Below are 13,706 nucleotides of genomic sequence, written 5' to 3'. Positions count from 1 at the left end.
CTAATCCTCGGACAGCCAGCTGCGTAGCAATTTAGCAAAGTCTTCTGGTTTATCTTTTGCCATTTTTTCAAGCTGATTTTTCCTCACCATTTCTTCTGTTTCTGGTTCAGTGTCGATATCAGGAACATGAATTGGTGTATGTTCATCAAACTCAAACTCTTCTTCCTCTTCTTTTCTGCGTTTACGCACAAGAAGAATAATGAGAGCGATAATTGCAAGTAGTAGCACACCGCCTACAATATAAACCCAAATTGGAATATTGTTTGATGGGTTTTCTGCTGCAGTTTGCTGTTTACCGTCTAATTTTGATACAGATAAAACAATTTTGTTATCTAAGTCCGCTTGAGTGAGCGCTTGACCATTTGTGTATTCTTTATCAATTGACGTGCTAATGATCGTTGAAAGAATCTTTTTAATATCATCTTGTCTTTCAGCTGTTAAAGAGTTCACATCGTTTGCAGTTGGTGGTTCGACCAGTGCTTGAATGCCAACATCTCTAATTTTATAAGGGCTCTCTTTGATATCTTTATGAATGCGGTTGACTTCATAGTTGATACGATCTTCGCTCTTTTCGTAATCTCCGCTACCGTTCGCTCCATCGGCGCCTTGATAGTTTGTGACATCATCGTCGCCTGTTCCAGCGGTTCCACCAGCTGCTGCACCATTTCCTGAATAAGTTTCAGCAATCTTTTCAGCGCTGACAGCGATGCCTTGCATGTTTTCTTTATCAACTGGTTCTACAAGGTCTTCTTTTCTTTTCTCTTCAGTAAAATCAATGTCTGTTGTGACCGATACAGCGACTTTTTCTTGACCCATCATTGTTCCGAGCAGCTGTTGAATTTTTCTTTGAAGGTTCTTTTCGATTTCTTCTTTTTTCTGCTGCTGTGCATCCATTCCACTTGCATAGGAATCGGAACTGCTGTTTAAGTCGTAGTAGTTGGAATCTTGGTCCATAATGACAATGTTTTCTGTCTTTAAATTCGGTACACTTTTTGAAATAAGATGATAAAGGCCTTTTACTTGCTGCGGCGCGAGCGTGTAGCCACGTTCAACTTGCAGCACAATGGATGCTGATGCATTACTTTGCTCTTCTCCAACAAAAACGGAATCTTTTGGCAGGTTAATCATAACTTTTGAATCTTTGATCCCATCAATCGTGTTGATTAGATTGGATAGTTCTGTCTGTGTTGCGTCTACTTTCAGAACATCAAATTCATTATCTGTTAAACCGAAGCCGGAATTATTCGCAAAGAAGGAGTAATCAATATTCCCTGTCTTAGGGAGACCCTCAGATGCGAGTGTTACTTTTAAAGAGTCGGCCTGCTTTTCTGGAACGAGAATCGTTGTTCCATTATTCGCAAGTTCCGATTTAACGTTTTTGCCATCTAGTTCCTGTTTGATTTGCCCAGCTTCTGCCTCAGACAAATCTCTAAACAATGGAACCATTTTTTCAGAAGAAGCAAAGATGCTAACAACCGTAATAATGATTGCTAGGGCAGCAACGCCGCCAATCATAAGTATTTTTTGTAATTTTGATCGATTTCGCCAAAACTCAACTGTTTTTGTTCTTAATTGCATTAAAGTACGATTCATCTTAACCCCCGGTCATTCCATTCAGTCTTTTTTTGTCCGTCAGCACCTCCTACATCTGCATTCTCATAATCTCTTGGTACGCTTCGACCGCTTTATTTCGAAACTCCGTTGCAGCTGTGAGTGTCACACTCGCTTTTTGCGAGGCAATCATGACTTCATCGAGATTGACATCTTTTCCTTGTGCAAGTGCATTTGTATACTGGTCTGATTTAAGCTGTGATTGATTTAATGCCTCAATGGAATTCTTCAGCACATCAGAGAAATTCGTTTGACTTTTAGGTGCAGCCGCATGAACGGACGATGCATTTGTCAATTCACTTGCTTGCTGAGCAGCTTGAAGCTGGAAAGGAGATATTGCGTTAACCAATTCTTTTCACCTTACTTTCCTATTTCTAAAGCTTTCATCAACATGCTTTTATTCGCATTTAGCGCGGTCACGTTTGCTTCATATGACCTTGAGCTGCTGATGAGGTCAACCATTTCCTTTAATGGATCAACATTAGGTGTTTGAACATATCCATTTTCATTGGCATCGGGATTTGTAGGATCATATTGAAGGTTGAATGGAGTTTCGTCTTCTGTAATCTTCGTTGCTTTCACGCCGTTTCCTAATTTACCGCTCGAATTCATGCTTGAGTTTAATATAGATGAAAACGATTCACCTGACGGCTGTAATGTGACGAGCTTACGTCTATAAGGCTCCCAGTTGCCATCAACCTGTTTCGCTCTTGTTGTATCCATATTTGCAAGGTTAGAGGATACAACGTCCATTCTGAGCCTCTGTGCTGTTAATGCAGAGGCCGAAGCGTTAACGCCTGAAAAAATTGACATCACTTACCTCCTGTCAAAACTGTTTTAAGAGAATTGAATTTTCCACTCATTCTTTCAACCAACGCATTATACTGAATTTGGTTTTTAGCGAGTTCACTCATCTCTTGATCAATATCGACATTATTTCCGTTTTCTTGATATGAAGTACGGTTGCTCGAAACAACTGAATAATTAGACCCTGTTTTAGAAAAATCAATGTGACCTTGGTATGTTTTTTTAGCATCTAACTTGATCGACGCATCGTTTAGCATATCATGAAATGCGACGTTTTTCGACTTGTAGTTCGGTGTGTCTATATTCGCGATATTATTGCTTATGACTTTTTGCTTAACATTCGCTCTGCCCAAGGCATTCTCAAGGTTGCTTATCGTTCCAGAAAATATATCCAAAACCATATACCTCCAATCATATGTATTTCATTCCATTTAATCATGTCGAGATTTGTAAAACCATATGTTCATTGTAAGAAATAATAGGATTAAAGTCTATGATGTATATGTAAAAAAAACTCGTAATATATATCTATTTTACGAATAGGTATAAAGACCTAGATTCAAAGAACTAAGAATTGTAAGGGTTTTCTTGGAAAAAAGAGTGTCATTTTTCGGACAAATCCTCTTTTTTTATAAAAAAAAACCCTTTTCAGCTTGTATTTCTGCTGAAAAGGGTTTTTGATTAATGAGATTTTAAATTTTCAAGTTCAATTAAAAATTTGTTGTTTAACACTTTGATATACGTTCCCTTCATTCCAAGAGAACGAGATTCGATGACGCCTGCACTTTCTAACTTACGTAAGGCGTTCACGATCACTGAACGAGTGATTCCTACACGGTCAGCAATTTTACTTGCCACTAGAAGCCCTTCGTTGCCATCAAGTTCTTCAAAGATGTGCTCAATGGCTTCAAGCTCACTATATGAAAGAGAACTAATCGCCATTTGGACAACAGCTTTACTTCTTGCTTCTTCTTCGATTTCCTCTGATTTCTCACGAAGGATCTCCATTCCAACAACTGTTGCACCGTATTCAGCAAGAATTAAATCATCATCTTTGAATGTATCTTGCAAACGAGACAGGATTAACGTCCCTAAACGATCTCCTCCTCCGATAATTGGAACAATGGTTGTCAAACCTGATTCAAATAAATCACGGTTCTCAATCGGGAAAGCTGTATACTCACTGTTAATGTCAAGATTTGAAGATGTTTCAGGGATGTTAAATAGACTCTTTGTATATTCTTCAGGGAACTGACGGTCTTCAAGCATTTTCTTCATACGCGGATTTTCAATCTGCTGGTTGATCGAGTAGCCTAGAAGCTTCCCTCTTCTGCTTAATACGAAAATGTTTGAATCAATGACATCTCTCAACGTTTCTGCCATTTCCTTAAAATTAACTGGTTTCCCCGCTGCATCTTGCAGCATTGAGTTAATAATCCTTGTTTTTTGTAGTAACGCCATATTAATGATCCTCCTAGATTACTTTATTCATTTGTTAAAGTATAAATTGACTTAAGTCTTTGTTATTCGCAATCTTTCCTAGCTTCTCTTCTACATACTGAGGGGTAATGGTCACTGTCCCTAGTGTAATATCAGGCGCCTCAAATGAAAGCTCTTCAAGCAGCTTTTCAAGTATGGTATGAAGCCTTCTTGCACCGATGTTATCTGTCTCCTGATTGACATGATAAGCCACTTCGGCAATCTTATGAATAGCATCGTCAGAAAATTCAAGAGATATACCTTCTGTTTCAAGTAAAGCTTTATATTGCTTTAATAATGCATTATCTGGTTCCGTTAAGATTTTCACAAAGTCTTCGATACTTAATTTATCTAATTCTACACGAATTGGGAAGCGCCCTTGAAGCTCTGGAATCAAATCTGATGGTTTTGCCATATGAAATGCACCTGCTGCTACAAAAAGCACATGGTCTGTTTTCACTGCCCCATATTTCGTCATCACAGTTGAACCTTCTACAATCGGTAAAATATCACGTTGAACCCCTTCACGAGAAACATCTGCAGATGATGCACCACCGCTTTTAGCGATTTTATCGATTTCGTCGATAAAAATAATTCCTTGCTGCTCTGCTTTATAGACAGCTTCTTGACTGACTTCATCCATGTCAATCAGTTTTGAAGCTTCCTCAGCTGTTAACGCCTTTCTTGCTTCTCTGACGGTCAGCTTTCTGCGTTTTTTCTTTTTAGGCATGAGATTGCCGAGCGCATCCTGCATGTTCATGCCCATTTGCTCCATACCCGAGCCCTGAAGCATATCAAACATGGATGGCTGCTGCTCTTCGACTTCGATCGTGACGTAATGATCTTCAAGTTCGCCCATAGCCAGTTGATGAGCGATTCGCTTTCTTGTCGATTCAAGTTCAACTTCTTCACTTGATTGATCTCGATCACGGTCATCTTCATCAGAACCACCAAACAGCATCTCAAAAGGATTTTTCACAGACTGGCTTTTTTTCTTGCCAGGAACAAGTAAATGAACAAGACGTTTATTTGCTTGTTTTTCTGCTTCTTCTTGAACGTCTTTCATCTTTTCTTCTTTGACAATTCGGATCGCTGTCTCAACTAGATCTCTGACCATCGATTCTACATCACGGCCGACGTAACCAACTTCAGTAAACTTCGTCGCTTCCACTTTAATAAAAGGCGCACCAGAAATTTTTGCAATTCTGCGGGCAATCTCTGTTTTCCCCACACCTGTTGGGCCGATCATTAAAATGTTTTTCGGAACGACTTCATCCTTTAGCTTATCATGTAAAAGGCTTCTTCTGTAACGGTTTCTTAAAGCCACCGCCACTGCTTTTTTCGCATCAAGCTGACCAATAATGTATTGATCAAGCTTTTCAACTATCTCTCTTGGGGTGAACGGCTTTTTCTCCATACGTCTCATGTCCTTTCTATTCAAGCTCTTCTAAAGTGATTTGATCGTTCGTGTAGACACAGATTTCTCCAGCGGTTTCAAGAGCTGCCTTTGCAATATCTCTTGCTGTGAGATGATCACCTGCATGTGTTTTGAGTGCTCTCCCGGCGCTAAGCGCATAATTGCCGCCTGAGCCGATGGCCAAAATACCGTCATCTGGTTCGATGACCTCTCCTGTCCCAGAGACAAGCAGGATGCTGTCTTTGTTCATAACGATCAGCATGGCCTCAAGCTGTCTAAGCATCTTGTCACTACGCCATTCTTTTGCTAGTTCTACGGCTGCCCGCTTTAAGTTACCACCATATTCTTCAAGCTTCGTTTCAAACTTTTCAAAGAGTGTAAATGCATCTGCTACTGAACCTGCAAAACCTGCAAGCACCTTGCCTCCGAAAAGACGGCGCACTTTTTTTGCTGTGTGTTTCATCACGACAGCCTGCCCGAAAGTGACTTGACCGTCTCCAGCCATCGCACTTTTTCCTTTGTGTTGAACGGCAAAGATGGTTGTTGCATGAAATGATGACATGAAAAAACCTCCTTTTAGGATCGTTTAAAAGCCCTTGGGTGATGAGACATGTACGTTTTCCTTAAAGAATCTTTTGATACATGCGTGTACACCTGAGTTGATGATAAATTCGAATGACCAAGAAGTTCTTGAACACTTCTCAAATCTGCCCCCTCATTTAAGAGGTGTGTGGCAAAGGTGTGCCTTAACATGTGAGGATGGATATGTAATGTGCCTGATGCCTTTTTCATTAGTTCAGTGAGAATGAATCGAACGCCTCTGTCTGTAAGAGGCGCCCCGCGCTGATTCAAAAACACATATGCATCAGCACGATCATTCCCCTTCGCTTTCAGCTTTAGCCTTCCATCCTCTAAATAAGTGATGAGCGCTTCATGAGCATATGAACCAAAAGGAACATACCGCTGCTTGCTGCCTTTTCCATGAACAAGCACTGTATCCATCGATAAATCAAGATCAGATTCTTTTAATGAACATAACTCACTGACCCTCATACCTGTTGCATAAAGAAGTTCTAAAATCGCTTGGTTTCTTTGCCCAAGCGGTGTGCTGACATCAGAAACTGTAAAAAGCTCTTTTAGTTCCTCTTCATACAAAAATGAAGGAATTCGCTTATCCTGCTTTGGTAAGCTAACGAGTAAAAAAGGATTTTCTTTCACAAGCTGTTCTCTTAATAGAAATTTATAAAAGCTGCGAAGCGCAGAGACTTTCTTACTAATCGTTCTTCTTGTCAGGCCTTTTTCATAAGCTTCTGTTAAATAAATTCTCGTATCTTGATAGGATACCTCTTCAAAACCGTCTATTCCTTGAACGTTCATAAATCTGACAAACTCTTCAATCGCTTCTGTATATCCTGAGATGGTTAAAGCAGAATAGTTTTTTTCAATTTGCAGATATTCAATGAATAAGTGGACAAGACGCTGTTTATTCGTCATTTTTACACCTCTTTAAGGCTTTTAAATGGTATCACATATCTTGCTTTCCGTGCAATGATTTACTACAGAGATTTCGAAATAGTTTGAATAGTTTCGATTGCGCGCTTAGCGTACTCCGCATAACGCTCTTGTTTGTTTTTAATGCGAACACCAAGATCTTTCAACAAACCAAAATTCGCATTCATTGGCTGGAAGCTTTTCTTGTTTGTCGATGTGATGTAATAAGCCATGCTGCCGATCGCTGTTTCCTCCGGAAGTGTCACAAGCTCTTCTCCTTTGACAAAACGAGCGGCGTTAATTCCAGCCACTAGTCCGGAAGCTGCGGACTCGACATAGCCTTCAACGCCTGTCATTTGTCCGGCAAAGAATAGATCTTCTCTATTTTTAAACTGATACGTTGGTTTTAAAAGACTTGGTGAGTTAATGAATGTATTGCGGTGCATCACGCCATAACGAACAATCTCTGCTTCTTCAAGACCTGGAATCAAGCGGAATACTTCTTTTTGGTCGCCCCACTTCAGATGTGTCTGGAAGCCGACGATGTTATATAAAGTGCCTGCTGCATCATCTTGTCTTAATTGAACAACAGCATAAGGTCTTTTTCCTGTTTTCGGATCTTCAAGTCCTACTGGCTTCATCGGACCAAACAACATCGTTTTCTTTCCTCTTTTCGCCATGACTTCAATTGGCATACAGCCTTCAAAGAAGATTTCTTTTTCGAACTCTTTTAATGGCACAGTTTCAGCAGAAATAAGCGCGTCGTAAAAACGATCGAATTCTTCTTCTGTCATTGGACAGTTTAAATAAGCAGCTTCTCCTTTGTCATAACGTGATTTCAAGTACACCTTATCCATATCAATGCTATCTTTCTCTAGGATAGGAGCCGCTGCATCGTAGAAGTACAGATATTCTTCACCAGTTAACGATTTTAATTCTTTTGAAAGTGCTTCAGATGTAAGTGGGCCTGTCGCAATAATTGTTGGACCTTCTGGAATGCTTTGCACTTCTTCTTGAAAAACTGTCACATTCGGGTGATTTTTTACGCGATCAGTAACGTTTGCTGCAAATTCATGACGATCTACTGCAAGCGCTCCGCCAGCAGGAACTGAGCTTTCATCTGCAGCTGCGATAATCGCTGAATCTAAATGACGCATTTCTTCCTTTAATACACCGACCGCATTTGTCAAAGCGTTGGCACGCAGTGAATTGCTGCATACAAGCTCTGCAAATTTATCTGTGTGGTGAGCTGGCGTTTGTTTGACAGGTCTCATTTCATACAAGTTGACTTTAATTCCGCGTTTAGCAATTTGCCATGCCGCTTCACTTCCAGCTAAACCTGCTCCGATCACATTTACAAATTGACTCATTGTACAACTCTCCTATTTCGTAAGTTCTGTTTGATGACATAAAAAAGCAGGTGAACAAGGCTGCTCACCGCTATTTTTGTTGTTCCTCTTTATAATCACAGTTCACACATTGAACTTGCATGCCTTTTTTCAGCTTTTTCTCTACAAGCATATTTTCGCATTTTGGACACTTTCTTTCAATCGGTTTGTCCCAAGAGACGAATTCACACTCTGGAAAACGATCACAGCCATAAAAAATGCGGCGCTTCTTAGATTTTCGTTCAACAATGTTTCCTTCATGACATGTCGGGCATTTCACACCAATATCTTTCACAATTGGTTTTGTGTTACGGCAGTCAGGAAAGTTAGAGCAAGCCATGAACTTACCGTATCGACCCATTTTGTACACCATCGGATGTCCACACTCTTCACAGTCAACTCCGGCGTATTCAGGCTCAATCTCAACTTCTTGCATTTCTGCTTCCGCTTTTTCGACCCGTTTTGCAAAGTCTTGATAGAAGCTGTCGATAATACGAACCCATTCGATCGTACCTTCTTCAACGCTATCAAGTTCTTTTTCCATTTTCGCTGTGAATTCCACGTTAATGATTTCAGGGAAGAATTCAATGATTAAGTTGAGAACAATTTCCCCAAGCTCTGTTGGGATAAACCGTTTATTATCAAGTGCGACATAGCCGCGCTTTTGAATCGTATCTAATGTTGGTGCATACGTAGACGGACGGCCTATACCTAGCTCTTCAAGCGTTTTGACAAGTCTTGCCTCAGTGTAGCGCGGAGGCGGCTGCGTGAAGTGCTGTTCAGGTTCGATATCTTTTGAAAGAACCGTATCACCTTCTTTAAGATCAGGCAGCATTTTGTCCTTTTCTTCTAGCTGGTCGTCTTTCCCTTCTACATATACCTTCATGAATCCAGGGAATTTCACTTTGCTTCCGTTAGCACGGAATGTAAGCCCGTTATTATCAAGGTCCACACTCATTGTATCAAGAACAGCCGGCGCCATTTGGCTTGCGACGAATCGTTCCCAAATCAATTTATACAGACGAAGTTGATCTCGGCTTAAAACATGTTTGACATCTGCTGGTTTTCTTAGCGTAGATGTCGGTCTGATGGCTTCGTGAGCATCTTGTGCATTTTCATTCTTTTTAGCGGTTCGTTTTGTTGTATTTAAGAAATTCTTACCGTACGTCTGATCAATGAAAGCAGATACTTCTTCAATCGCCGTATTGGAAATACGTGTTGAGTCCGTTCTCATGTATGTAATGAGTCCGACTGTACCTTCTTTACCAAGATCAATTCCTTCATATAATTGCTGTGCAATCATCATCGTCTTTTTCGCACGGAAGTTTAATTTTCTCGCAGCTTCCTGCTGTAAAGTAGATGTTGTAAACGGAACAGCTGGGTTGCGTTTACGCTCTTTTTTCGTCACTTTCTCTACAGAGAATTTGCTCCCTTTTAGTTTCGAAAGGATTTCTTTTACATCTTCTTTTGTTTTCAGTGGATGCTTTTTGCCATTGACGCCAAAGAAGCTCGCTTCGAAGCTTTCTTTTCCTTTTAGGAATGTACCGTCAATTGTCCAGTATTCTTCTGGTTTAAATTCATTAATTTCATTCTCGCGATCAATAATCAGGCGGAGTGCAACTGATTGAACACGACCAGCACTTAAGCCCTTTTTCACTTTCTTCCATAAAATCGGACTAATTTTATACCCAACGAGACGATCTAAGATCCGTCTTGCCTGCTGTGCATCAACTAAATCCATATTGATCATACGTGGATGCTTAAAGGAATCTTTAATAGCATCTTTTGTAATCTCGTTAAAGACAACGCGGCAGTCAGAAGAGAGGTCAAGGTCAAGGCTATGCGCTAAATGCCAAGCAATCGCTTCTCCCTCTCTATCGGGGTCAGCTGCGAGATAGACTTTCTTTACTTTTTTCGCAGCTGTTTTTAATTCTTTTAATACGGGGCCTTTCCCGCGAATTGTAATATACCTCGGTTCGAAGTCATGCTCAGTGTCAACACCAAGCTGACTTTTCGGTAAATCTCTTATGTGCCCCATTGAAGCCTTTACTTTATACTTTTTACCTAAATAACGCTCAATCGTTTTCGCCTTGGCTGGCGACTCAACGATGACTAAATAATCAGCCATACTCAAAATCCCCCTTAAGAGGTGTTCTCTCTTTATACATTTCACAATTCATATTTATGTTAATTGCACCTATCTAACAGGCAATCATGAAAAATTCTTTATGATGAACATCATTATAAACACGAAAAACAAAGTGTAAACTTAAATCCTCACTATTATTAAATATTCCTATGTCTTTTGTCAAACGATATTTTTATGAGAGTTCAGTATATTGAACGCTGCGGAAGGAGAATTCCTCTAAAATATCCTTCGTTGAATGAACAAGCTTTGCTCCCTGCTGTATAAGTCTGGCTGGACCTGTGGAATTAGGATCAAAGATTGATCCTGCAACCGCAAATACCTCTTTGCCTTGCTCAAGTGCTTGATAGGCGGTAATGAGTGAACCGCTCTTTTCTTTGCACTGAATCACGATGGTTCCACTTGTGAGCGCACTAATTAAACGATTCCTCAAAGGGAAATGCCACTTTTCTGGTTTGACGTAAGGCGGATGCTCAGATAAAAGCAAATGATGCTCGCCCATGTATTCAGCCATTTGCACATGTTCCTTTGGGTATAAGTGCTGAAATCCGCCTGCTATAATACCGATCGTTTTCCCTTTATTCCTAATGCACTCTTTATGTGCAAGTCCATCAATGCCTTTTGCTAAGCCACTGACAATCGTCCACTCTTCCTTTACAAGCTCACCAACAATTTTCTTCACACATGCTTCTCCATAAGACGATGGAACTCGTGTGCCTACTACACCTAAACTTTTTTCTTCATTTAAATACGATATGTTTCCTTTTAGGAATAACACAGGGGGAGGATCATAAATATGTTTTAGTGTGCTGGGATATAAGGGTGATGTGATGGGAATCATGTGAATGTTTTGCTTTAAATAGGCTTGAACGATGTGTTGAAAAATGGGGAATTCTTTTTCTTCGGCTTGTTTTAAGCGGGTAAAGTCGATTGTTTGTAATGATCGATCCTGTTTGAAATGATGTGTTTCTTCATTTATATATAGCTCAGGATCGACTTTCCACCATTTTGTTAACAATGAGGGTGAGATGAGGCCTTTTAAGCGGTGAAAAATCATTCTTTCGGACACGTTGTACATACCATTCCTCCTGTTTAAGATAGAAAGAAGAAGACTTGTCAAAGAACAAGTCTTCTTGTGTCATTAATGCGTTTTACAAGCTTCAAAGAGATTCTTCTCTTTTAGTACTTTAATCAAAGTTTCTCCCATGACAGATGGTGTCTCTGCCACTTCAATTCCACATTCACGCATTGTTTTTACTTTTTCATCAGCTGTTCCTTTACCACCAGAAATAATGGCACCAGCATGTCCCATGCGTTTTCCTGGAGGCGCCGTTTTACCGCCAATAAAGCCAACAACTGGCTTTGTCATATTTGCTTTTACCCATTCAGCTGCTTCTTCTTCAGCCGTACCGCCAATTTCACCGATCATAATGACAGCATGTGTATCAGGGTCTTCATTGAATGCTTTTAATACATCAATAAAGTTTGTCCCATTGACAGGGTCTCCGCCGATTCCTACAGCTGTCGATTGACCAACGCCAGCTTCTGAAAGCTGATGTACCGCTTCATATGTAAGCGTTCCAGAACGAGAAACAACCCCCACATGACCTTTTTTATGAATGTAGCCTGGCATGATCCCAATCTTACATTCTTCAGGTGTAATGACACCTGGGCAGTTAGGGCCAACAAGTCTTGTCTTTTTCCCTTCCATATACCGTTTTACTTTGACCATGTCAAGTACTGGAATATGTTCTGTAATACAAATGACTAGATCGACTTCTGCATCAACAGCCTCTAAAATGGCATCTGCTGCAAATGGTGCTGGTACATAGATAACAGAAGCATTTGCTCCAGTTGTTTGAACAGCTTCAGATACTGTATTAAATACAGGAACTCCTTCTACTTCAGTTCCACCTTTTCCAGGTGTGACACCGCCAACAATATTTGTTCCGTACTCAATCATTTGTTTTGTATGGAACAATGCGGTTGAACCGGTAATCCCCTGAACAATTACTCTCGTATTTTTATTAATAAATACACTCATTTAGGTTCCCTGCCTTTCTGCTCTACTTGACTAAAGATACAATCTTTTCTGCCCCGTCAGCCATAGACTCAGCAGAAGTGATATTTAAGCCTGAATCGCTCAGAATTTTCTTCCCTAATTCAACGTTTGTTCCTTCAAGACGTACAACGAGTGGTAATGTTAAGCCGACTTGTTTCGTCGCTTCAACGACACCTTCTGCAATGACATCACATTTCATGATGCCGCCAAAAATGTTCACGAAAATCCCTTTTACATTTTGATCAGATAAGATGATTTTAAATGCTTCCGTTACTTTTTCAGCTGTTGCACCGCCGCCAACATCCAGGAAGTTTGCAGGGTCCCCGCCGTAATGCTTGATGATATCCATTGTAGACATCGCAAGACCTGCACCATTGACCATACAGCCAATATTTCCATCTAGAGAAATGTAGCTTAGATCATATTTAGATGCTTCAATTTCTTTTGGATCCTCTTCATCAAGGTCACGGTATTCTAATATATCTTTTTGTCTATATAAGGCATTGCTATCAAAGTTTAATTTCGCATCAAGTGCCATGACTTTTCCATCGCCTGTTACAACAAGTGGATTAATCTCAGCAATTGAACAATCTTTTTCAACGAACGCATTGTAAAGACTTGTCATAAACTTAACAGCTTGGCCAACTAATTTTGTTGGAATATTAATTTTAAACGCTACTTCTCTCGCCTGATAGCCTTGCAATCCAATCGCTGGGTCGATGACCACTTTGACGATTTTTTCTGGCGTTTTTTCTGCTACTTCTTCAATTTCAGTACCACCTTCTTCAGAAGCCATCAATACAATTCTTGATGTCGCTCTGTCCAAAACAAGTCCAACGTAGTACTCCTTTTGAATATCGCAGCCTTCTTCAATAAGTAAGCGTTTTATTTCGCGCCCCTCAGGCCCAGTTTGATGTGTGACAAGTGTTTTGCCGAGCAATTCCTCTGCAAACCCTTTCACTTCATCTTTTGTTTTTGCAATTTTTACCCCGCCTGCTTTACCACGGCCGCCTGCATGAATCTGTGCTTTTACGACATATACAGAGCTTTCTAGCTCTTCTGATGCTTTCACTGCTTCATCAGGTGTAAATGCTACTTTACCATTTGGAACTGAAACCCCATATTTTCTTAGGATTTCTTTTCCTTGGTACTCATGGATATTCATTTCCCATCCTCCCAACATATGTAGAAACAAAAATTATAAAATAGACTGCGCTTTCATTTTAAAGAATAAAAAAGAGAATGTCTAGGGTTCTATGTAAAATCGTAAAATCCTTCTAAACATTCAAACTTTTATTTTATTAA

The 13,706-nt window shown here is 40.1% G+C and carries 13 protein-coding genes; all 13 read right to left on the bottom strand.

The window, feature by feature from the left end:
- Window positions 1-1,593, bottom strand: coding sequence for a flagellar basal-body MS-ring/collar protein FliF (fliF, locus tag MHB79_RS07930; RefSeq protein ID WP_034619909.1), 1,593 nt, complete (start codon window positions 1,591-1,593; stop codon window positions 1-3).
- 49 nt (window positions 1,594-1,642) lie between these two features.
- The gene (gene fliE, locus MHB79_RS07925; protein WP_003212183.1) at window positions 1,643-1,960 is read right to left on the bottom strand and encodes a flagellar hook-basal body complex protein FliE; all 318 of its coding nucleotides are present in this window, start codon (window positions 1,958-1,960) and stop codon (window positions 1,643-1,645) included.
- Window positions 1,961-1,971: 11 nt separating this feature from the next.
- Window positions 1,972-2,424 (bottom strand): flagellar basal body rod protein FlgC, encoded by a 453-nt coding sequence (gene flgC, locus MHB79_RS07920; protein WP_012009953.1) that lies wholly within the window; start codon window positions 2,422-2,424, stop codon window positions 1,972-1,974.
- Window positions 2,424-2,813: a flagellar basal body rod protein FlgB gene (gene flgB / locus MHB79_RS07915; RefSeq protein WP_012009952.1), complete on the bottom strand. Its 390-nt coding sequence runs from the start codon at window positions 2,811-2,813 to the stop codon at window positions 2,424-2,426. Before flgB ends, flgC begins: the two co-directional genes overlap by 1 nt.
- 286 nt (window positions 2,814-3,099) lie before the next feature.
- A complete protein-coding gene (codY, locus tag MHB79_RS07910; RefSeq protein ID WP_003210838.1) occupies window positions 3,100-3,879 on the bottom strand; it encodes a GTP-sensing pleiotropic transcriptional regulator CodY in 780 nt (259 codons plus the stop codon).
- Between the two features lie 34 nt (window positions 3,880-3,913).
- The gene (hslU, locus tag MHB79_RS07905) at window positions 3,914-5,314 is read right to left on the bottom strand and encodes an HslU--HslV peptidase ATPase subunit (protein ID WP_003211907.1); all 1,401 of its coding nucleotides are present in this window, start codon (window positions 5,312-5,314) and stop codon (window positions 3,914-3,916) included.
- A gap of 16 nt (window positions 5,315-5,330) precedes the next feature.
- Window positions 5,331-5,876, bottom strand: a complete 546-nt coding sequence (gene hslV, locus MHB79_RS07900; protein WP_003211247.1) for an ATP-dependent protease subunit HslV — start codon at window positions 5,874-5,876, stop codon at window positions 5,331-5,333.
- Between the two features lie 14 nt (window positions 5,877-5,890).
- Entirely contained in the window at window positions 5,891-6,808 is a 918-nt protein-coding gene (gene xerC, locus MHB79_RS07895) for a tyrosine recombinase XerC (RefSeq protein WP_003211704.1), read from the bottom strand.
- A gap of 62 nt (window positions 6,809-6,870) precedes the next feature.
- Window positions 6,871-8,175, bottom strand: coding sequence for an FADH(2)-oxidizing methylenetetrahydrofolate--tRNA-(uracil(54)-C(5))-methyltransferase TrmFO (gene trmFO, locus MHB79_RS07890; RefSeq protein ID WP_003212444.1), 1,305 nt, complete (start codon window positions 8,173-8,175; stop codon window positions 6,871-6,873).
- 70 nt (window positions 8,176-8,245) lie between these two features.
- A complete protein-coding gene (gene topA, locus MHB79_RS07885; RefSeq protein WP_003212237.1) occupies window positions 8,246-10,321 on the bottom strand; it encodes a type I DNA topoisomerase in 2,076 nt (691 codons plus the stop codon).
- 193 nt (window positions 10,322-10,514) lie between these two features.
- On the bottom strand, window positions 10,515-11,417 hold the full coding sequence (gene dprA, locus MHB79_RS07880; RefSeq protein WP_050945050.1) for a DNA-processing protein DprA: 903 nt from the start codon (window positions 11,415-11,417) through the stop codon (window positions 10,515-10,517).
- A 63-nt stretch (window positions 11,418-11,480) separates the two neighbouring features.
- Window positions 11,481-12,383, bottom strand: coding sequence for a succinate--CoA ligase subunit alpha (gene sucD / locus MHB79_RS07875; protein ID WP_003212080.1), 903 nt, complete (start codon window positions 12,381-12,383; stop codon window positions 11,481-11,483).
- Between the two features lie 22 nt (window positions 12,384-12,405).
- The gene (sucC, locus tag MHB79_RS07870) at window positions 12,406-13,566 is read right to left on the bottom strand and encodes an ADP-forming succinate--CoA ligase subunit beta (RefSeq protein ID WP_003211841.1); all 1,161 of its coding nucleotides are present in this window, start codon (window positions 13,564-13,566) and stop codon (window positions 12,406-12,408) included.
- Window positions 13,567-13,706 lie beyond the last annotated feature (140 nt).

The organism is Bacillus sp. FSL M7-0558 (assembly GCF_038003245.1).
Classification (GTDB): domain Bacteria; phylum Bacillota; class Bacilli; order Bacillales; family Bacillaceae; genus Bacillus; species Bacillus pumilus.
Note: the sequence above shows the minus strand (reverse complement) of the source record. Positions and strands in the feature narration are given on the sequence as shown.

Coding starts and splice junctions, on each gene's coding strand:
- fliF (WP_034619909.1), bottom strand. CDS start 1,593: ATGAATCGTACTTTAATGCAATTAAGAACAAAAACAGTTGAGTTTTGG.
- flgC (WP_012009953.1), bottom strand. CDS start 2,424: ATGTCAATTTTTTCAGGCGTTAACGCTTCGGCCTCTGCATTAACAGCA.
- codY (WP_003210838.1), bottom strand. CDS start 3,879: ATGGCGTTACTACAAAAAACAAGGATTATTAACTCAATGCTGCAAGAT.
- hslU (WP_003211907.1), bottom strand. CDS start 5,314: ATGGAGAAAAAGCCGTTCACCCCAAGAGAGATAGTTGAAAAGCTTGAT.
- hslV (WP_003211247.1), bottom strand. CDS start 5,876: ATGTCATCATTTCATGCAACAACCATCTTTGCCGTTCAACACAAAGGA.
- xerC (WP_003211704.1), bottom strand. CDS start 6,808: ATGACGAATAAACAGCGTCTTGTCCACTTATTCATTGAATATCTGCAA.
- trmFO (WP_003212444.1), bottom strand. CDS start 8,175: ATGAGTCAATTTGTAAATGTGATCGGAGCAGGTTTAGCTGGAAGTGAA.
- topA (WP_003212237.1), bottom strand. CDS start 10,321: ATGGCTGATTATTTAGTCATCGTTGAGTCGCCAGCCAAGGCGAAAACG.
- dprA (WP_050945050.1), bottom strand. CDS start 11,417: ATGTACAACGTGTCCGAAAGAATGATTTTTCACCGCTTAAAAGGCCTC.
- sucD (WP_003212080.1), bottom strand. CDS start 12,383: ATGAGTGTATTTATTAATAAAAATACGAGAGTAATTGTTCAGGGGATT.
- sucC (WP_003211841.1), bottom strand. CDS start 13,566: ATGAATATCCATGAGTACCAAGGAAAAGAAATCCTAAGAAAATATGGG.